This is a genomic window from Flavobacterium sp. AG291 (assembly GCF_003350375.1).
In the GTDB taxonomy this organism is placed as follows: Bacteria; Bacteroidota; Bacteroidia; order Flavobacteriales; family Flavobacteriaceae; genus Flavobacterium; species Flavobacterium suzhouense.
In genome coordinates, this window is sequence record NZ_QQAR01000009.1 from 129,930 (window position 1) to 147,844 (window position 17,915).

18 protein-coding genes are annotated in these 17,915 nt (G+C 38.3%); 7 read left to right on the forward strand and 11 right to left on the reverse strand.

Going from position 1 to position 17,915, the window contains the following annotated elements; genetic code table 11:
* Nucleotides 1-3: 3 nt before the first annotated feature.
* The 7 genes from DEU42_RS10920 to DEU42_RS10950 all read right to left on the reverse strand — a co-directional run bounded on the left by DEU42_RS10920 (nucleotide 4) and on the right by DEU42_RS10950 (nucleotide 6,435).
* Nucleotides 4-2,349 (reverse strand): T9SS type A sorting domain-containing protein, encoded by a 2,346-nt coding sequence (locus DEU42_RS10920; protein WP_114758339.1) that lies wholly within the window; start codon nucleotides 2,347-2,349, stop codon nucleotides 4-6.
* 29 nt (nucleotides 2,350-2,378) lie between these two features.
* Nucleotides 2,379-3,170: a hypothetical protein gene (locus DEU42_RS10925; RefSeq protein ID WP_114758340.1), complete on the reverse strand. Its 792-nt coding sequence runs from the start codon at nucleotides 3,168-3,170 to the stop codon at nucleotides 2,379-2,381.
* Nucleotides 3,171-3,470: 300 nt separating this feature from the next.
* The gene (locus tag DEU42_RS10930) at nucleotides 3,471-4,004 is read right to left on the reverse strand and encodes a hypothetical protein (RefSeq protein WP_114758341.1); all 534 of its coding nucleotides are present in this window, start codon (nucleotides 4,002-4,004) and stop codon (nucleotides 3,471-3,473) included.
* 40 nt (nucleotides 4,005-4,044) lie between these two features.
* Nucleotides 4,045-4,680 carry a class I SAM-dependent methyltransferase gene (locus DEU42_RS10935; RefSeq protein WP_114758342.1) on the reverse strand — a complete coding sequence of 212 codons (636 nt, stop codon included), beginning with the start codon at nucleotides 4,678-4,680 and terminating at the stop codon, nucleotides 4,045-4,047.
* Between the two features lie 3 nt (nucleotides 4,681-4,683).
* Nucleotides 4,684-5,400, reverse strand: a complete 717-nt coding sequence (locus DEU42_RS10940) for a 3-ketoacyl-ACP reductase (protein WP_114758343.1) — start codon at nucleotides 5,398-5,400, stop codon at nucleotides 4,684-4,686.
* Between the two features lie 22 nt (nucleotides 5,401-5,422).
* Nucleotides 5,423-5,707, reverse strand: coding sequence for a GNAT family N-acetyltransferase (locus DEU42_RS10945; protein ID WP_114758344.1), 285 nt, complete (start codon nucleotides 5,705-5,707; stop codon nucleotides 5,423-5,425).
* Nucleotides 5,708-5,709: 2 nt separating this feature from the next.
* Nucleotides 5,710-6,435: a pirin family protein gene (locus tag DEU42_RS10950; protein WP_114758345.1), complete on the reverse strand. Its 726-nt coding sequence runs from the start codon at nucleotides 6,433-6,435 to the stop codon at nucleotides 5,710-5,712.
* A 117-nt stretch (nucleotides 6,436-6,552) separates the two neighbouring features.
* On the opposite strand from DEU42_RS10950, the gene DEU42_RS10955 reads away from it, so the two are divergent.
* Nucleotides 6,553-7,227 carry an alpha/beta fold hydrolase gene (locus tag DEU42_RS10955; protein ID WP_114758346.1) on the forward strand — a complete coding sequence of 225 codons (675 nt, stop codon included), beginning with the start codon at nucleotides 6,553-6,555 and terminating at the stop codon, nucleotides 7,225-7,227.
* Nucleotides 7,228-7,234: 7 nt separating this feature from the next.
* The gene (locus tag DEU42_RS10960; RefSeq protein ID WP_114758347.1) at nucleotides 7,235-8,122 is read left to right on the forward strand and encodes a lytic transglycosylase domain-containing protein; all 888 of its coding nucleotides are present in this window, start codon (nucleotides 7,235-7,237) and stop codon (nucleotides 8,120-8,122) included.
* A 139-nt stretch (nucleotides 8,123-8,261) separates the two neighbouring features.
* Here DEU42_RS10960 and DEU42_RS10965 read toward each other — a convergent pair whose 3' ends face one another.
* The 4 genes from DEU42_RS10965 to DEU42_RS10980 form a co-directional block, all read right to left on the reverse strand.
* A complete protein-coding gene (locus tag DEU42_RS10965; RefSeq protein WP_233506657.1) occupies nucleotides 8,262-8,966 on the reverse strand; it encodes a TlpA family protein disulfide reductase in 705 nt (234 codons plus the stop codon).
* 195 nt (nucleotides 8,967-9,161) lie between these two features.
* Nucleotides 9,162-9,623, reverse strand: coding sequence for a GyrI-like domain-containing protein (locus DEU42_RS10970; protein ID WP_114758349.1), 462 nt, complete (start codon nucleotides 9,621-9,623; stop codon nucleotides 9,162-9,164).
* Nucleotides 9,624-9,645: 22 nt separating this feature from the next.
* Nucleotides 9,646-9,972 (reverse strand): low molecular weight protein tyrosine phosphatase family protein, encoded by a 327-nt coding sequence (locus DEU42_RS10975; RefSeq protein ID WP_114758350.1) that lies wholly within the window; start codon nucleotides 9,970-9,972, stop codon nucleotides 9,646-9,648.
* 65 nt (nucleotides 9,973-10,037) lie between these two features.
* Complete coding sequence (locus DEU42_RS10980) at nucleotides 10,038-10,577, reverse strand: DUF2892 domain-containing protein (protein ID WP_114758351.1); 540 nt, start codon at nucleotides 10,575-10,577, stop codon at nucleotides 10,038-10,040.
* 191 nt (nucleotides 10,578-10,768) lie between these two features.
* On the opposite strand from DEU42_RS10980, the gene rpmH reads away from it, so the two are divergent.
* From rpmH to DEU42_RS11005, 5 genes are all read left to right on the forward strand, one after another.
* Entirely contained in the window at nucleotides 10,769-10,930 is a 162-nt protein-coding gene (gene rpmH / locus DEU42_RS10985; RefSeq protein ID WP_026979292.1) for a 50S ribosomal protein L34, read from the forward strand.
* Between the two features lie 165 nt (nucleotides 10,931-11,095).
* Nucleotides 11,096-13,948, forward strand: coding sequence for a carbamoyl-phosphate synthase large subunit (gene carB / locus DEU42_RS10990; RefSeq protein WP_114758352.1), 2,853 nt, complete (start codon nucleotides 11,096-11,098; stop codon nucleotides 13,946-13,948).
* 217 nt (nucleotides 13,949-14,165) lie between these two features.
* Nucleotides 14,166-16,214 (forward strand): CotH kinase family protein, encoded by a 2,049-nt coding sequence (locus DEU42_RS10995; protein ID WP_114758353.1) that lies wholly within the window; start codon nucleotides 14,166-14,168, stop codon nucleotides 16,212-16,214.
* 7 nt (nucleotides 16,215-16,221) lie between these two features.
* Nucleotides 16,222-17,184, forward strand: a complete 963-nt coding sequence (locus DEU42_RS11000) for an ion channel (protein WP_114758354.1) — start codon at nucleotides 16,222-16,224, stop codon at nucleotides 17,182-17,184.
* A 121-nt stretch (nucleotides 17,185-17,305) separates the two neighbouring features.
* Nucleotides 17,306-17,881 (forward strand): T9SS type A sorting domain-containing protein, encoded by a 576-nt coding sequence (locus DEU42_RS11005; RefSeq protein ID WP_114758355.1) that lies wholly within the window; start codon nucleotides 17,306-17,308, stop codon nucleotides 17,879-17,881.
* Nucleotides 17,882-17,915 lie beyond the last annotated feature (34 nt).

Sequence of the window (17,915 nt, forward strand, 5' to 3'; positions counted from 1 at the left end):
CAATTATTTTTTAATAATTTTCTGAATTAGTTTTCCGTCGGCCATGAGCATATATATGCCAGATTCCAGATTTGAAAGATTAACACTGGTTTGATCTTTCTCAGCATTAACCCTCATTACTTCTTTGCCGGTTATATCAGTAAGTATATATGCCTTAACCTGAGTTTGAGACGCTACATATACTATTTCATCAGTTGGATTAGGGTATACTTTAAATCCATTATCTGGTTGTTCAGATTGGGTAACCGACACAATATTTGGTTCACCCGTTCTCGATGTATTAGCAACGGTTGTAAATACAGTCTGTGGAATACACTCTTCAATCCTTGCAGTAAACACAGAAGTTTTAGCTGCACTAAAATAGCGTGATAATAGTACATAATTACCTGCCTGGTAAGTTACGCGCGCATTGTTGTTTATCGTGTTAAATGCCTCAATGTAATCCTCCCGTTGTTCATACTGTGAGCCGTTTGCCACAACCGGATCGCCCTCTTCTAAGAATGATTCGCATAGATCAATGGTTGCATCATAACAGGCGGGTTCGTATACGTTACCCCAATATGCTTGTGGAGGAAAATCATTACCTTGTGAGGTTGTGATACAACACCATTCTGACCATCCGCAACTTGTTTTTACCCTCCACCTAAAACATTCAAACTGAATATGGTTTGTAACGTTATAGATATTAATATGGTTTTCAGTCACGGTTGTAGCATAGTAAGCAGGTATTGGATCGATGACTTCATTGTCAGGACAGCATACTGAATCTACCATAAACTCAAGGTCATAGCTTTCTTCGGTTCCATCCCAATACAGTTCATTTCGTACGACATACGAATTTAGGACGGTTCCATTACTGTTGAAGCTCAAATCAACATTTCCTGTTGCGCCAAAATCGGAAACAGTATGTGTGCCAAAATCTGCAATTACTACAAATGTATAATCTTCATGAGTATAAAGTGAGGGGTCAATTGTAAAACAAAATCTCCTTTCAAATAATGACCCTGTTGGGTTTGTAATGACTACGTTATTGTACGTATGAACAATACTTCCGTCACTATTTTCTACTCTTAATTCTACTGTATTAGGATTACCATTATTATCGACAGGCATAGTTATAGTCCCACAGATATCGATTGTGTCTGTTGGGCAATTAAATCCGGCATCATCCATCTCAATCGAACCAAATGTAGGACGTTCACAAGCATCACATATATCGTCGATATACACAGTTCCAAAGTGTGCGGTTTGTCCGCAATCAGTAATAATAAATTCCATAGTTAAATCAGTATCAACCAGGTTATCGGGTATTTTTATTCTGTCACATACCCAGCCGGTATATAAGATTCCATTAGCTGTGGCAGGATTATTGTCAGGATCAATGATATTAAAAATATTATTGTTAGTATCGGCAGTAATACAAATGTTATTTGTGCTCACGATTTCATTACCACGATATACCCTTACTGTAAAAAAAGGCTGATCCCTCGCATCAGGAACTCCCGGCCCTGGGGGGTGCGGATTTTGCACTATCAGTGAAAAATGAAAACCAATATCATTAGTACTCGGATGAACACTTCTTGTCATAGCAGTTATATCAGTTCCTCCCGCACTTCTGTTCAGTTTCATTGAAGCATTACCTCCGTGTATCATGTTGACATTAACGCCAGAAGGAAAAGGAGCGAAAGGGGCTAGAGTTGCGTCTACCCCTTGCACAGTTACTAATGTTCCTCCTTCTGAGTTGAATGTATTTGTTGGAGGTGTAAAACCCATAAATCCAGGATCAAGGTCAGTTGCAGGATCTGTAGATATCTCACAATTTAATATATCAAAACCTGTATCATTGGGATTAGTAGTAGGTGTGCTAAGATCTTGAGGTCTATTTCTTCTAAATGTATACCCTGCTAAGCCCTGCTCAAAATCACCATTAAAGCAATCTGCTGGAACGGTTAATGCTACAGCGCCGCTTTTTGCCGCTTTAGTAGTACCATCTTTTGTGATTCTTGGTGTTGCCTTCATTACGGATGCTTTATCAGGATTGTTTTTAAAATATAGCATTCTTAATTCATACGCTTTGGCACCGGATATTGCTTCCTGAATTTCCTTTTCCGTTATTTTCTCTCCATGATGTTCGCTTTCTTCAAGAAGTGCTTCTCTTATTGCTGTTTCCGTTTCTGGTTTAAGGGCGTAATTTTTTACGTTTTGAGATATAAATTTTTCAATATCCTTTTCAACCTTCCTGGCTTTTAATATCCTTTCGTTTTCGAGTTTTAGGTACTCATCGTTTTGCGAATACCCTGTAGCACAACACATGAGTATTGCAAATACAGCTAAATATAAGTTCTTCATAAATTGTTTGGTTTAGAATTAAACTTATATTATTTTTTTTGCTCTTTTAGCGAACTGATTTCAGCTTTAAGTACGTCTATTTGTTTGTTTTGCTCAATTAAATATAGTGTAAGCTCTTCGATTTTTTCCAATAGCTTGGCGTCCATTTTTGCAACATCGAGTCCGTTGTTTACCATTTCTGATGCAGATGGTACATTAGGGAGGTGGTTGTTCTCTTTAGTGAATTGCTCAACTTCTTCAAGTGGCATAAGCTTATAGTCAGGCGCGAAAACATAATCAGCCCAATCGACTTGACCTGCTACAGCCACTTTTACTTTTTCAGTAAGTATACCCTGTTCAACGAAAAGTTTGTAGCCATCCGGAGTTTTTAGATCATTTGCTCCCAAACCGATACGTACTTTACCATTTTCGTTGATACGCATAAATTCAACAAAATTGTTGCCAAAAGAAACTGCTGATTTGGTTGTGTTTGAAGTTGCCGGAGTACCAAATTCTATAAAACCTGCATTAGCAGAATTATCAACTGAAAGGATTCGATTACCATAGCCGGTCATTACATTAAACGGATCTGAACCTGGAATAGCATAAGTAAGATTTTGAATGAAAAGACCTTGATTATTAGTACTTCTTCTATATCCAAAATACGCCATATTGTTAGTTGAAGCACCAAGAGTACTTAATGTTCTGATTACATCAAGTCTTACTGTAGGTGTTGAAGTCCCTATGCCTACTGACCCTGTAGTAGGCCAAGGGTTACTATTTTGAGAATACCCGAAAGCTGCACATAGTGCAAAAGACAATGTGAAAAGTTGTTTTTTCATAATTAAATAGTTGGATGATTAATAATATCCAAACTTAACTAATCAGATGTTATATTTTTTTATGTGCTTTTTTTCTTACCATTTATCTTTTAACTAAAAATTTAATTAGTCAATATCTAAGTTTTAATGAATACTTGAATTTTGTAAGGCTTAACATATTTTAACAAATTCAAAAAATGGCTATCACAAAAACACTGTATTTTGTGATAATGAAAATTTGTGCATAGAGACGTATTTTAAATAAAAAAAAGCCAAGAAAATTGAATTTCTTGGCCTTAAGTTTTCTCTTCAATAGAGGATTTATCGCTCTAGTTTTTTTCCGGTAAACTTTTCAAGTTCGGTATACATATCATCTATAGATAGCACTTTAAGATCGGGGTGATTCCTTAGAAAATCAGCATTTAGTTTTACCAAAGCTTCAGGTATTTCAAAATAAGTATCATCATCTATTCTTTCTTTTACAGGACTTTTACCGAATTCCTGCTCCATAAAGCCATCAAACTCTTTGCGGGTAAGTGCATCGATCTTTTCAGTCTGGGCGAGGAAATAATCAAGATGTTCCTGAGAGCCTACTTTTTCGAAAGCCTTTTCCAGCAGCGTGTTAAGCTCATCAGTCCATCCTGAAGCATGAACGAACTTGGCGAACCCATCGCTGTTAACATGGGTAGTGTAATAATCCAGGTAATAACTGGTAAGGGCATCTTCGTGGATGTTTTCGTCTTTTACGCCTTCTTCACGCAAAAGATTTATTACCGCAATATTTGAGTTGATTATATCCTGAGTTTCCGGACTCTTAAATGAGTTTTCCGAAACGATTATTTTGTCAAGTTTCATGGTGTTGTTTTATATTGTGGTTACAAAATTACAAATAATATTATGCCTGTAAGGTTATAACACGCCCATTGATATGTACGTTTTTAAAATCGAAAGCTAATGCAATCCATTCAAATGCCTTAGGGTGATACAGGAATACATGTGTAGGATCTGTTTTATAGAACCATGATGCAAAATCCCTGTTCTCATCGAACATATCAGTCATAATATATAATTTTCCGCCAGGCAAAAGCATATCTCTTAACTTGGTAAATTCTTTATGGGGTTCTTTAAAATGTTCTGCTACTTCGGTACAGGCTATATAGTCATATTGCCGATTTAACTTTTCGGGATCATTAAAAAAGAAAAGGTCATACTGATTTATATCATAACCATTATCAGTAAGTACTTTTACAATGGGCGATCCGGTACCGGCTCCAAAGTCAAGGCCCTTGTGGTTTTTATTGAAATCATCCAGTATAAGATTGGTAACCGGGCTAAGAAAGTTTTGGTAACGAACATCTTCCGGATCATTGTTATGACACAGGTAATGTGCTTTTTCTTCTTCGGGAGTAAGAAAACAATCAGGATGTGTAAAAACAGAAAGACAAAGGGAGCATTGTAAAAACTCTCTTTGCCCTTTAGTATGGTAATGTTTTGATGTTCCGTTGCATAACGGACAGTCAACTGATTTCATTTTTTATGGATTTGTAGACCAGATGCCACTTTCTTTGATAAATACCCTTTTATTCAGTTTCAGTTGGGCAATAATAAGTTCGGCAACATCTTCAGCCTGCATTACCTTTTCAGGATTTCCATCGGTAAGGTTCAGGTCCAAAGCCATATCGGTAGCGACAGTGCTTGGTGTTAGTGCCGTAACCCTGATATTATGTTTGCGAACCTCCTGCATTAGTGATTCGGTAAGACCCAAAACAGCAAATTTAGAAGCACTGTAAGCGCTTGTCAATGCAGCACCTCTCAATCCGGCAGTAGAAGATATATTAATGATATCTCCGCTTTGTTGCTCAATCATGCCCGGTAATACTGCTCTGGTAGCATAATAAATACCGAACAGGTTTACTTTGATAATGTTTTCAAATTCTTCAGGAGTAAGATCAAGGAACTTGCCAAATTTGCCCACACCGGCATTATTGATCAGGATGTCAATGGTTTTAAATTCAGCTATAGCTTTCTCTACGGCCTGATTAACCGAGTTGATGTCGGCGATATCTGCAGTAAGCACCAGCGTTTTTACACCAAACGCCTGAGCCTGGGCTGCTGTTTGTTCAAGGTCGGCAGTAGTTCGTGCTAAAAGTATTACGTTAGTGCCTTCTTCGGCAAGAGCAAGGGCTATTGCTTTACCAATACCTTTCCCGGCGCCCGTAATAAGCGCATTTTTGTTTTTTAAACTTTGCATTATAGATGTTTATTGGAATTAATTACAGTCGGATGCCCGGAGGGAGCATCTCTTTGTATTTTGGGTTTTTCCTGAAAAAAGCTGCAACTTTAGGGTGTGTAGGTACTACACGTAGCCTTTTTTCTTCAGCTGTATCAAGAATGGTTTTTATGAATTCAGATAAAAGCTCTTCATTATCAAAACCTTCAGGAAGGTTTACTTTGGTAAGGAAAAGTTTGCGTTCCTGTACAGAGTACTCTATTGTAAGCAGCTTTCCATCCGCTGTTGTTTCAAACTGTCTTGAAAATTCGTTGTCTTTTATTTCCATAGCTAATCGTTAAACTTCATTGGTACTTCTATAATCAGAATTTTAGAAGCACTTTTGGTTTTTATTTCTATACTGTCAAACTCTATTGCACCATAAGCGTCACGCTCTTTTACAGTTTGCCCGTTAATCTCAAGTTCGCCCTCGATCAGGAAAAGATAAATTCCGTTATCAGGAATCTTTATGTCATAGGCAAAGGTTTTATCTGTGTCAAATACTCCAAGATGTAAAAATGCCTGTTGATGTATCCAAAGAGCATTGCCATCATTTTTATCTTCAGGAGAAACAATGTTTACAAGGCTGTTGCGATTATTCTCAAGATCAAATCCTTTCTGGTCATATCGAGGCACTACATTCTGTCTGTCAGGGAATATCCACAGCTGTAGTGTTTTTGCCTGTTCGGTTTGGCTGGCGTTCATTTCGCTGTGCTGAATTCCTGTTCCCGCACTCATAACCTGTACTTCACCAAAACGTACTGTTTCCTGATTCCCCATGCTGTCACGGTGCGTCAATCCGCCTTCAAGAGGTATGGTAATAATTTCCATATTATCGTGAGGATGGGTACCAAAGCCCATACCGGCAGCAATAGTATCGTCATTAAGCACGCGAAGCATACCAAACTGTACCATGTCGGGATTATAATAATTGGCAAATGAAAAAGAAAAATTAGCCTGAAGCCAACCGTGATTTGCAGTGCCTCTTTCGTTTTTAGGGAATAGCCTTGTCCTCATAATTTATTTGTAAATTAAAATCCCGTCTTGTTTCTTTTTGTGCGGAAAGTTTTAATTTTATACAAATTTCGTAATAAAAATCGATTATTCCGCTTTCAAAGCGTTAAAACACAGCGAATGGACAGGATTCCCGTTTATTTTATGCCCGGACTGGCTGCAAGTCCAAAGATATTTGAGAACATAAAGTTACCCGAAGATAAGTTTGAAATGTTTTATCTTGAATGGTGCCTGCCGGAGAATAATGAGTCTATAGTCGATTATGCTGCCCGCATCGTTAAGAATATTAAACACGAAAATCCGGTACTTATCGGAGTTTCTTTTGGCGGGGTGCTCGTTCAGGAAATGGCAAAACTGATAAAAACGCGTAAGGTGATAATCATATCCAGTGTGAAATGTAACACGGAGTTTCCCAGGAGAATGAAGTTTGCCAAAATGACCAGAGCGTACAGGTTTTTTCCTACCGGGCTTATGGTTAAGGTAGATTGGCTGGGCAAGGTGGCTGTAGGTAATAATATGATCTCCAAAAGGCTGAACCTTTATGAAAAATTTCTTTCTGTTCGCGATAAGAAATATCTTGACTGGGCGTTTAAAACTATAATAAACTGGGACAGATGCGAGCCTGATACCTCTGTTGTACACATTCATGGTGATGCTGATGAGGTTTTTCCTCCGAAGTATGTAAAAGATTATATTCCGGTAAAGGGAGGAACACACATTATGATAATCAATAAGTATAAGTGGCTGAATGAGAATTTGCCACAGATCATATTACAAGAGAACACTAAACTATAGAAATACAATGGAACTAATCAAGAAAACAGGAGTTATTGCTTCGGCAATACTGATGAGTGGAGTGCTGATACATTCGGCTTATGACAAACCGACAGATGAAACGGCCAAAAAGGAGCATTATGTTCCATCAGAAATAGATTTTGCAGGTGAAAAGACACCTCTTACTATATCAGATGTTGCGGAGCGTTTTGATCGTGAGCTATTGGTTAATGCTAACCTTGACGCTACTACGAAAATTATTATAAAACGTGCTAACCGTGCATTTCCGGTTATTGAGCCCATATTAAAGAAAAATGGGGTGCCGGACGATTTTAAATATCTTGCGGTTATTGAAAGCGGTTTGGTAAACGTAACTTCTCCGGCAGGAGCAAAGGGTGTGTGGCAGTTTATGCCCGATACAGCCCGTGAACGTGGCCTTGAAGTTAATGACATTGTAGATGAACGCTATGATCTTAAAAAATCTACTGAGGCAGCATGTACTTATTTGCTGAATGCATATAAAAAATTCGGTTCGTGGACTTTGGCTGCAGCTTCATATAATGGAGGGGTAACAGGGGTTAATAAACAGATCACTTTTCAGGGGGTAAGTAATTATTATGACTTACTACTGACGGATGAAACAGCTCGTTATGTATTCAGGATATTAGCGCTTAAAGAAATTATGCAGCACCCTGAACGATATAATTTTGTAGTGCCGCAAAGCGAAATGTATCAGCTTTTACCTGTAAAAACAGTTGATGTTACAAGTTCAATTCCGGATCTGGCTGTGTTTGCTAAGGAGCAGGGGATTAATTATAAGATACTGAAGATACATAACCCATGGTTGAGAGACAGGAAACTTGATGTTGCCAGCGGAAAAGGATATATAATAGAGATTCCTTTAAAGGGGTATTAATAGATATGAGTATTGAGATATGAGTATTGAGATGCTAGATTATCAATCAGGCTGGCTACGATAATAAAAATCCGCTTCGACAAATGTAAAAGCGGATTTTTATTTTCTAGAATCTCAATTCTCAATACTAAAATCTAAACTAATCGCTATCAGCTATATGTTCTTTAGAAATGTCTTTATTTACAGTTATGGTCAAAAGTCCATCAAGGAACGATTTATAATTAGCTGCCAGTGCCTGTTGCGACTGTTCTTTTGATAAGCCTGTGTATACGCCACAGCGGCGAATGTTTACAATCTTACGTTCGGCATCCAGAAAATAGGAGGTAGGAAAGCCTAATGTATGTTTTAGTGCTGCTACGGTTCGGGTATCGGTTTTATAATATTCATGTGCATAACAAACCGTTATTCTGCTACTGAACTTACGTGCCAGCTTTTTCATTTTATCCTTTCGATCCCAAAACAGTACAATTATTTTAACGTCTTTACCATACTTACGTGCCAGCTTGTTTAAAGCCGGAATCTCTCCCTGATTAGGCACGCACCACGATGCATAGGTTAACAGGAATAGAGGTTGTTTTACTGAACTTAGCTTTAGTCGTGCACCTGACGATTTTTTTAGTGTGATATTATCAAAGGTGGTTCCTATAAGTCTGTGTTGTACCAGTGAGTCAAAAAGAAATTGTCCGCGTTCTAGATCACCGGTAACAAAAGCGAGGGTACTCTCTTTCTTGTATTGGGCAAAATTGATTTTTATAGCATTGGAAAAATAAAGACTATCCGGTATTTGGGAAAATACCGTTGATGAAAACAAGAACATTATTATGAGGGCTAATAAATTTCTCATCATATTGGTTAAATAGATGAGTAAATTTAGTTAAAATTTCTGTAAATCGTATAATATTTCTTATTAAAGAACGTTGTTTGTGACCTGCTATCAGTGTATTTTATCGATTTGATTACTCAAGGGATAAATAAAAAGCCATCTTTTAGATGGCTTATATAAAAAATGATTCTTTTTGAAGTAATCAGCAGTGATGTATTAACTTACGGAAAGAAAAATATCCACTTCGGCATTGTTCCAGTCGGCAGCCTTTTCAGAATAGATTTCAAAATCATAACCATAAGCACGGTTTCGGTTTTCCTCTTTCCATATTTCGTGCCATGTATCGCCGATACATTTAGGCATTTGTCCTTTTGCGGTAACAACTTCATAATTTTGTTCGGGAATGGTAATGGTTTCCATTCCGGTAGGAACTTCAGCATCGTCGGCTACGGGACATCCTATAAAGTATGCATAGGGTTTGGTATAGTCACCGTCGTAATCGTAATATACAGCATAGGTATCTTTATTCAGTTTACCTTTAATGCGTGGTGCCATGAAGCCACCGCTGAAGGTTTGCCAAAGTGAATCGCAGTCTTCGGCTGCTTTTCCGTTTTCGTTAGTGGTTTTAAAGCCAAGTGATACACCTATAAGTTTAACGGCAGGTCTTGTGATTGTCATAATTATATTGATTGATGATTTATTATATGTATTGTGCAGCAGATAATTCGAGCTCTTCTATTAATTCTTTATCCATGTATTTGTAAACGTCCGGTATATCAAGAATGACAATGTCTTTACCTTTCATTTCCTCGGGAAATTTATATAGGAGTTTTTCTTTATGGTGTTTTTCCATCACAAAGATCATATCAGCCCAAAGAATCAGTTTGCTCTTTATTTTTATTCTTGCAGCATCCTCTGTCCCTGCAGATTTTACATTGATTCCGGGAGTATTCCTGTAAATGGTTTCAGCTGTAAAGCTTCTCCATTTATTCCGGCTGCATACAAACAGGATTTTTTTTGGTTCCATAAGCCTTACATTAAGTAATAGCAGACCAAATATAACAAAAAACCGCCCTTATGGGGCGGCTTGTTTTAATATCTTCTCTGTTGAACCTGTGGACCTTTTTTAAGCTGAGCCTTCATCATCGTGATCTGGTCTTTCAGCATTCCCTGTTTGTCAAGTTTCTTGGCTTCTGCCAAAAGCTTCTCGGCTTCCATCTTTTTATTTTTTGTCATTGCAATACCGGCAAGGTTTAGTTTTGCCATTGCAAGATCCTGATCCATGTTTAGGCCAAGCTCTACCGCTTTCTTAAGGTATTTTTCTGCTGCATTCAGGTTAGTCTGCGAAAGCATAAGTCCGTTAAGGTAGTTGTAGTATCCCTGTTGTTTGCGTACAAGAGCAGTTTCAGGGTTCTTAATCTTATTAAGTATCTGGGTAGCTCCTTCAAAATCCTGTTTCCTTAATTTAAGGAAGGCAAGAAGGATGTATTCGTTTTTAAAGTACAGCAATACTACTAATGCAGTAATAAGGAGTAAGAATATACCGTTACCGATGTTTCCTTCGGTAAACTGCCAAACGGCTGTTATAACTAATAAAGCTGCAATTACAAGCTTGATATTTTTATTGAACATAGTATTGTTTTATTTTTGCGAATGCAAAGGTATGAAAACGTAATAAAAGGAGTTGAACGACTTTTGAAAAATATTTTTTAAAAACTTCTTGCAGACAAAAAAAACCTTTGTATATTTGCACTCGGTTTTGGAAAGACGGTTTTCTAATGCCTACGTAAAGATATTCAAATAAGATTTAAAGATACAAAGCAATGAGCAAGAGAACATTTCAACCATCGAAAAGAAAAAGAAGAAACAAACACGGTTTTATGGAAAGAATGGCATCTGCCAACGGAAGAAAAGTGCTTGCTCGCAGAAGAGCTAAAGGAAGGCACAAACTAACGGTTTCTAGTGAGCCAAGACATAAAAAATAATGTTTGAAAAAACATACATAAAGGTGTTACTATTTGTAGGTAACGCCTTTTTTTATACCTAATCGAAAAATAGCCCCGCTTTTACAGGGGCCTTTTTTTGAAAATAAAACACTAAATTTGCAAACGCTCGCAAGAGCAATTTTTTACAACTTCAGAAAAGATACAATGCCTAAAGACACTTCAATTAAATCGGTTCTTATCATCGGCTCAGGTCCAATCGTTATTGGGCAGGCTTGTGAATTTGACTACGCCGGATCTCAGTCCGCACGTTCAATCAGGGAAGAAGGTATAGAGGTTATCCTGATAAACTCTAACCCGGCTACCATTATGACAGACCCTTCTATGGCTGATCATGTGTACCTGAAACCGCTTACCACAAAATCTATTGTGGAGATTTTGAAGGCTCACCCAAATATCGATGCTGTACTTCCTACAATGGGAGGGCAGACTGCGCTTAACCTTTGTCTTGAGGCTGAGGAAAAAGGTATCTGGGCAGACTTTAATGTAAGACTTATCGGTGTTGATGTTAACGCAATCAACATTACTGAAGACAGGGAGCAGTTTAAACAGCTTCTTGAAAGGATAGATATTCCTGCTGCACCGGCTAAAACGGCCAACTCTTTCCTTAAAGGAAAAGAAATCGCTCAGGAGTTTGGCTTCCCGCTTGTAATCAGACCTTCGTTTACGCTGGGTGGTACAGGGGCAGCTTTTGTACACAAAGCAGAAGATTTTGATGAGCTTCTTACCAGAGGTCTTGAAGCATCACCTATACATGAAGTGCTTATCGATAAGGCTCTTTTCGGATGGAAAGAGTATGAGCTTGAGCTACTCCGTGATAAAAATGATAACGTGGTTATCATCTGTTCTATCGAGAACATGGACCCAATGGGTATCCACACGGGAGACAGTATCACGGTTGCGCCGGCAATGACGCTTTCGGATAAGACTTTCCAGAAGATGAGGGATATGGCAATAAAGATGATGCGCAGCATCGGAAACTTTGCAGGAGGATGTAACGTACAGTTTGCCGTAAGCCCGGATGAAAAAGAAGACATTGTAGCTATCGAGATCAATCCAAGGGTATCGCGCTCTTCGGCTCTTGCTTCTAAAGCTACAGGTTACCCAATCGCAAAGATCGCTTCTAAGCTGGCACTGGGTTACAACCTTGACGAACTACAAAACCAGATTACCAAGTCAACATCAGCTCTATTTGAGCCTACGCTTGACTACGTAATCGTGAAAATACCACGCTGGAACTTTGATAAATTTGAAGGTGCTGACAGAACCCTTGGACTACAGATGAAATCGGTAGGTGAGGTAATGGGTATCGGACGTTCATTCCAGGAAGCGCTTCACAAAGCGACTCAATCTCTAGAGATAAAACGTAACGGACTTGGTGCTGACGGAAAAGGTTACACTAATTACGAGCAGATCATTGATAAGCTTACCAATGCAAGCTGGGACAGGGTATTCGTAATTTACGATGCAATTGCAATGGGAATCCCGTTAAGCCGTATCCACGAGATTACAAGAATTGATATGTGGTTCCTTAAGCAATATGAAGATCTTTATATCCTTGAGAAAGAAATCTCTACTTACAAAGTGGATGATCTTCCTAAAGAATTACTTCTTGAGGCTAAACAGAAAGGTTTTGCCGACAGGCAGATTGCTCACATGATGGGATGCCTTGAAAGCCAGGTGTACAACAAGCGTGAGGAGATGGGTGTTAAGCGTGTTTACAAACTGGTTGATACCTGTGCGGCTGAATTCCAGGCGAAAACACCTTACTACTACTCAACATTTGAAGCTGAGATTGAGAAAGCTGACGGTACAAGATATGTAAGCAACGAAAGTATTGTGTCTGACAGGAAAAAAGTAGTGGTACTTGGTTCAGGTCCTAACAGGATCGGACAGGGTATCGAGTTTGACTACTCTTGTGTACACGGTGTACTTGCTGCTGCTGAGTGTGGTTACGAAACCATCATGATCAACTGTAACCCTGAAACAGTATCAACTGACTTTGATACGGCAGATAAGCTTTACTTTGAGCCTGTATTCTGGGAACATATATACGACATTATCCGCCATGAGAAGCCTGAGGGTGTTATCGTGCAACTTGGAGGGCAGACTGCTCTTAAGCTTGCTGAAAAACTTGACAGGTATGGCATAAAAATATTAGGAACAAGCTTTGATGCGCTTGACCTTGCAGAAGACAGAGGTCGTTTCTCTGACCTCCTAACAGAGCTTAACATTCCTTTCCCTAAATTTGGTATCGCCGAAAGTGCTGACGAAGCCTCTAAACTTGCTGACTCACTTGACTTCCCGCTACTGGTTAGGCCATCATACGTACTTGGTGGACAGGGTATGAAGATTGTTATCAACAAACAGGAACTTGAAGAGCATGTTATCGACCTGCTTAAAAGTATCCCGGGTAACAAACTGCTTCTTGACCACTATCTTGATGGTGCTATCGAAGCTGAAGCTGATGCGATCTGTGACGGAGAGAATGTTTACATCATCGGTATCATGGAACACATCGAGCCATGTGGTGTACACTCTGGTGACAGTAACGCTACGCTACCTCCATTCAACCTTGGGGAGTTTGTAATGCAGCAAATAAAAGATCACACTAAGAAAATCGCAATTGCGCTTAAAACGGTAGGTCTTATCAACATACAGTTTGCGGTTAAAGATGATATTGTATACATCATCGAAGCAAACCCAAGAGCATCACGTACGGTTCCTTTTATCGCAAAAGCATACGGAGAGCCTTATGTAAACTATGCTACTAAAGTAATGCTTGGACACAACAAAGTGACTGACTTTAAATTTAACCCACAGCTTAAAGGTTTTGCTATCAAACAACCGGTATTCTCTTTCAGCAAGTTCCACGGTGTAAACAAGAAACTTGGACCTGAAATGAAATCTACAGGTGAGAGCATCCTGTTCATAGACGATCTTAAAGATGATCAGTTCTACGAACTGTACTCAAGAAGAAAAATGTACCTGAGTAAGTAATATTTCTGATATATTAAAAAAGCCCTGTAATGATTATTACAGGGCTTTTTTTGTTTTATTTGGTGTAAATCAATGTTTTAGTGTGTTTAAGGCTACTGTAAAACGTTTTCGTGTTTTGTTTTTCGTAAAAATGCTAAATTGATTTCAATGTTTTGACAATGTTATATTTATGTAAATAAAATACTATTATATTTGTTAAAAACATCTTAAAACTACTATGAAAAACATTTTACTTATCGTACGCAAAAGTCTGCTTTCCATTACATTGTTTTTGGGAGCTGTTTCTTATGGACAGGTGAACTTTACAGATAGTAACCTTCCAATTTTTATTATTACCACTGATGAAGATCCTGATACAGGACAGCCTGCTGTAATTCCGGATGATCCAAAAGTTTGGGCAAGTCTTAAGATTATTTATCATGCAGATGGATCTCAAAACTACCTAACAGATCAGGATACACCGGAATACTTAAATTATAACGGACGTATAAAGATCGAAACCCGTGGTTCCTCTTCTCAAATGCTGGAGAAGAAACAATATGGATGGACGACCTATGATGCTGGTGGAGCAAAACAAAATGTAAGCCTTTTAGATATGCCTAGTGAAAATGACTGGATACTTAATGGCCTTGCTTTTGATCCTTCATTAATGAGGGATTATATCAACTATAATCTTGCCAGGGCTATTGGCCAGTATGCTTCAAGAACCCAATATTGTGAAGTGATAATTAATGGGGATTATCGGGGACTTTACATCCTTCAGGAAAAGATTAAGGATGACTCTAACCGCGTTAATATAGAAGAAATTACGGAGGATGATAATTCAGGAGTAAATCTTACGGGAGGATATATCACCAAAGCGGACAAAACTACCGGGGGTGATCCTGTTGCTTGGACTATGGATTCGTATAACGGCTGGACTGATTTTATTCATGAAATGCCTAAACCTGAAGATGTAACCACAGAGCAGAACGACTATATTCATTCACAATTTACCTCTCTTGAAACACTTGCCGGGGCTGATAATGATAATATAGGAAACGGTTATCCCTCGCTTATTGATGTGCCTACTTTTATAGATTTTATGGTAATCAATGAGCTTTCATCTAACGTTGATGCCTATCAGGTGAGCACATTTTTTCATAAAGATCGTGGAGGGAAACTTAGAGCAGGACCGGTTTGGGATTTTAATCTTAGCCTTGGCCACGATGAATTTGGGTATGACAGAAGTCATCCTGATGTATGGCAATTTGATAATGGAGACAATACAGGAGCCAAGTTCTGGAAAGATCTTTTTGACAACAGTACTTATAAATGCTACTTCGCGAAACGTTGGAATCAGGTTACTTCATTGGGGCAGCCATTGAATTATGATAGTATCGAAGATTTTATTGATGCAACCGCTTTACTTATTGCTGATGCTGCAGCAAGGGAAAACCTGCGTTGGGGTACTGTACCCAATCTGCAAAATGAACTTGATGATGTAAAAGATTTTATAGCTGAACGTATAGAATGGATAAATAACAATATAGGTACGTTTGCGGCCTGTAGTAATGTAGACGTGCCTTCGCTTGTAATAAGCGGGATCAACTATAATCCGGGAGAGGATGCTGAATTTCCTGAATCTGATGACCAGGAGTTTATTGAAATCACAAATACGGGATCTGAAAATGTTGATCTAACAGGTATTTACCTGAGTGAACTTGGTTTGTCATATCAGTTTCCTGTGGCGTCAACCATTTCTGCCGGAGAAAAAATATACATAGTTAGCAATGCCGATGTGTTTGAGCAAAAGCATGATATCACGGCTTTTGGAGAATATGTACGCCATATGTCTAATAAAAGTCAGAAGCTGGTACTTTCGGATGCTTTTGGAAATAAGATTGATGAGGTTCAGTATACTGATTCTTCTCCGTGGCCTGATGCCGATGGCAACGGCAAATATCTTCACCTGACAGATAACGGACTTGATAACAATCTTGCGTCAAGCTGGTCAGCAAATGAGGATGCTACGCTTTCAGTAAAAAGGTTTACGACTGGCAGTGTGAAAATATATCCTAACCCGGTAAAAGATTTGTTTACAATAGATTCTGTAAATCTTATCAGGAATATAGAGGTGTATGACATTACTGGCAAACAGCTTACTGCTTTAACTCCAGATTCAAACACAATTGTTATTAACTTTGCAAAATACTCATCAGGTATCTATCTTGTCAAAATTACGGGAGAGACAGGTATCCTGACACAGAAAATTGTAAAGCAATAACTAATTTATGAACCTGTTAAGGAAGATAAACGAAAAAGCAAAATCAAGTGATAATACCGGCTTTGGCAGTAATCCATCGGGTTACGGAGGCCGGTTTATAAATAAAGACGGCTCCGCTAATGTAGAAAAGCGTGGGCTGTCTTTTTTTACAAGAACCAGTTGGTATCATACTATGATAACTATGTCGGGCTGGAAATTTATGGGGGTTTTGTTGGCTTTTTATGGTATAGCAAATCTGTTTTTTGCTGTTTTATACTATTTAATAGGTATTGAATATCTAAGCGGGATTGATGCAACAGGATCTGAATTGCTAAAGTTTGGGAAGGCTTATTTTTTTAGTGCCCAAACGTTTACAACAGTTGGTTATGGCCACATTAGCCCAAATGGATTTATGACTAGTGCCCTTGCGGCCACAGAAGCGCTAACGGGATTATTGAGTTTTGCAATCGCTACAGGTCTTTTTTACGGAAGGTTCAGCAGGCCGGTAGCTTATATTAAATTTTCGCACAACGCGCTTATATCTCCTTATAAAGAAGGAAGAGGACTTATGCTCCGTATGGCTCCCTACAAGAATACTAATATTATCGATGCTCATGCCAGGATAACTGTGGGTATGAGTGTTGAGGAGAACGGGCAGCTCATTAATAAGTTTTACACTCTCGATTTGGAGATTGTCAATATTAGTGCATTAACACTAAGCTGGACACTTGTTCATAAAATAGATGAGAGTAGTCCTTTTTATGGATTTACAGAGGAAGATTTTGCTAATGGAGATGGCGAAATCATTGTATATGTAAAAGCTTTTGATGATCTGTTTAGTGCTACGGTAACTTCAAGTACTTCTTATACTTTCAGTGAAATTATTTACGGAGCTAAATTTAACCTAATGTATTCTGAGAATGATGATGACACAAAGACAATTCTTCATCTTGAAAGGCTCAATTCCTTCGATAAGGTTAAATTAGATTAATTCTCTTCAGCAAATACTAAATGGTATATGCTAAATACTAATTCGGAGCCACTCATTGCTAATCCGTAACATTTTGTTGTGCTTTTAGGATTAACCTTTGCATAAAATCAAATCAAACATTATGAAAGGAAAATTACTATTAGCAATGCTGTTTGCTACATTGGGAGTAACAGCACAGGAAACTCACCATATCAATTGGTTTATGGGAGTATCATCAGCACAGGCAAGTCTTACAATTAATCAGGGAGACACCGTTGAGTGGACCTGGACAGATGCATTACCACACACAGTAACCAGTAATGCCGGGGGTGCAGAAAGTTTCAATAGTGGAAACATCACAGGAAACGGGCAAACTTTTTCCCATACGTTTGTGAATGAAGGTTCAACAACTTATAAGTGTAATGTTCACTCTATGATGACGGGTACAATTACAGTTAGTGCTGTAGCGGGGATAGGTGAGATTAGTAAAAAAGGATTAGAATTTTATCCCAACCCTGCTACTGATGTGCTGACAATAAATTCTGAAGAAGTTATTGACAGCATACAGATTTATGATATGAATGGTAAAGAGATTATGAATTCTAAATCAGGTAATACTACAAGTAAGATCTATATGGATAATTATCCTGCCGGTATTTATTATGTAAAGGTTTTTGCAGGAGAAAATACAAAAGGCATTAAAGTGATTAAAAACTAATTGAGTTGTTAACAATTGATAGTGTTGTTAAACA

Coding starts and splice junctions, on each gene's coding strand:
- DEU42_RS10975 (WP_114758350.1), bottom strand. CDS start 9,972: ATGGAACCAAAAAAAATCCTGTTTGTATGCAGCCGGAATAAATGGAGA.
- DEU42_RS11005 (WP_114758355.1), top strand. CDS start 17,306: ATGAAAGGAAAATTACTATTAGCAATGCTGTTTGCTACATTGGGAGTA.
- DEU42_RS10920 (WP_114758339.1), bottom strand. CDS start 2,349: ATGAAGAACTTATATTTAGCTGTATTTGCAATACTCATGTGTTGTGCT.
- DEU42_RS10950 (WP_114758345.1), bottom strand. CDS start 6,435: ATGAGGACAAGGCTATTCCCTAAAAACGAAAGAGGCACTGCAAATCAC.
- carB (WP_114758352.1), top strand. CDS start 11,096: ATGCCTAAAGACACTTCAATTAAATCGGTTCTTATCATCGGCTCAGGT.
- DEU42_RS10930 (WP_114758341.1), bottom strand. CDS start 4,004: ATGAAACTTGACAAAATAATCGTTTCGGAAAACTCATTTAAGAGTCCG.
- rpmH (WP_026979292.1), top strand. CDS start 10,769: ATGAGCAAGAGAACATTTCAACCATCGAAAAGAAAAAGAAGAAACAAA.
- DEU42_RS10995 (WP_114758353.1), top strand. CDS start 14,166: ATGAAAAACATTTTACTTATCGTACGCAAAAGTCTGCTTTCCATTACA.
- DEU42_RS10980 (WP_114758351.1), bottom strand. CDS start 10,577: ATGTTCAATAAAAATATCAAGCTTGTAATTGCAGCTTTATTAGTTATA.
- DEU42_RS10955 (WP_114758346.1), top strand. CDS start 6,553: ATGGACAGGATTCCCGTTTATTTTATGCCCGGACTGGCTGCAAGTCCA.
- DEU42_RS10965 (WP_233506657.1), bottom strand. CDS start 8,966: ATGAGAAATTTATTAGCCCTCATAATAATGTTCTTGTTTTCATCAACG.
- DEU42_RS10925 (WP_114758340.1), bottom strand. CDS start 3,170: ATGAAAAAACAACTTTTCACATTGTCTTTTGCACTATGTGCAGCTTTC.
- DEU42_RS10940 (WP_114758343.1), bottom strand. CDS start 5,400: ATGCAAAGTTTAAAAAACAAAAATGCGCTTATTACGGGCGCCGGGAAA.
- DEU42_RS10945 (WP_114758344.1), bottom strand. CDS start 5,707: ATGGAAATAAAAGACAACGAATTTTCAAGACAGTTTGAAACAACAGCG.
- DEU42_RS10960 (WP_114758347.1), top strand. CDS start 7,235: ATGGAACTAATCAAGAAAACAGGAGTTATTGCTTCGGCAATACTGATG.
- DEU42_RS10970 (WP_114758349.1), bottom strand. CDS start 9,623: ATGACAATCACAAGACCTGCCGTTAAACTTATAGGTGTATCACTTGGC.
- DEU42_RS11000 (WP_114758354.1), top strand. CDS start 16,222: ATGAACCTGTTAAGGAAGATAAACGAAAAAGCAAAATCAAGTGATAAT.
- DEU42_RS10935 (WP_114758342.1), bottom strand. CDS start 4,680: ATGAAATCAGTTGACTGTCCGTTATGCAACGGAACATCAAAACATTAC.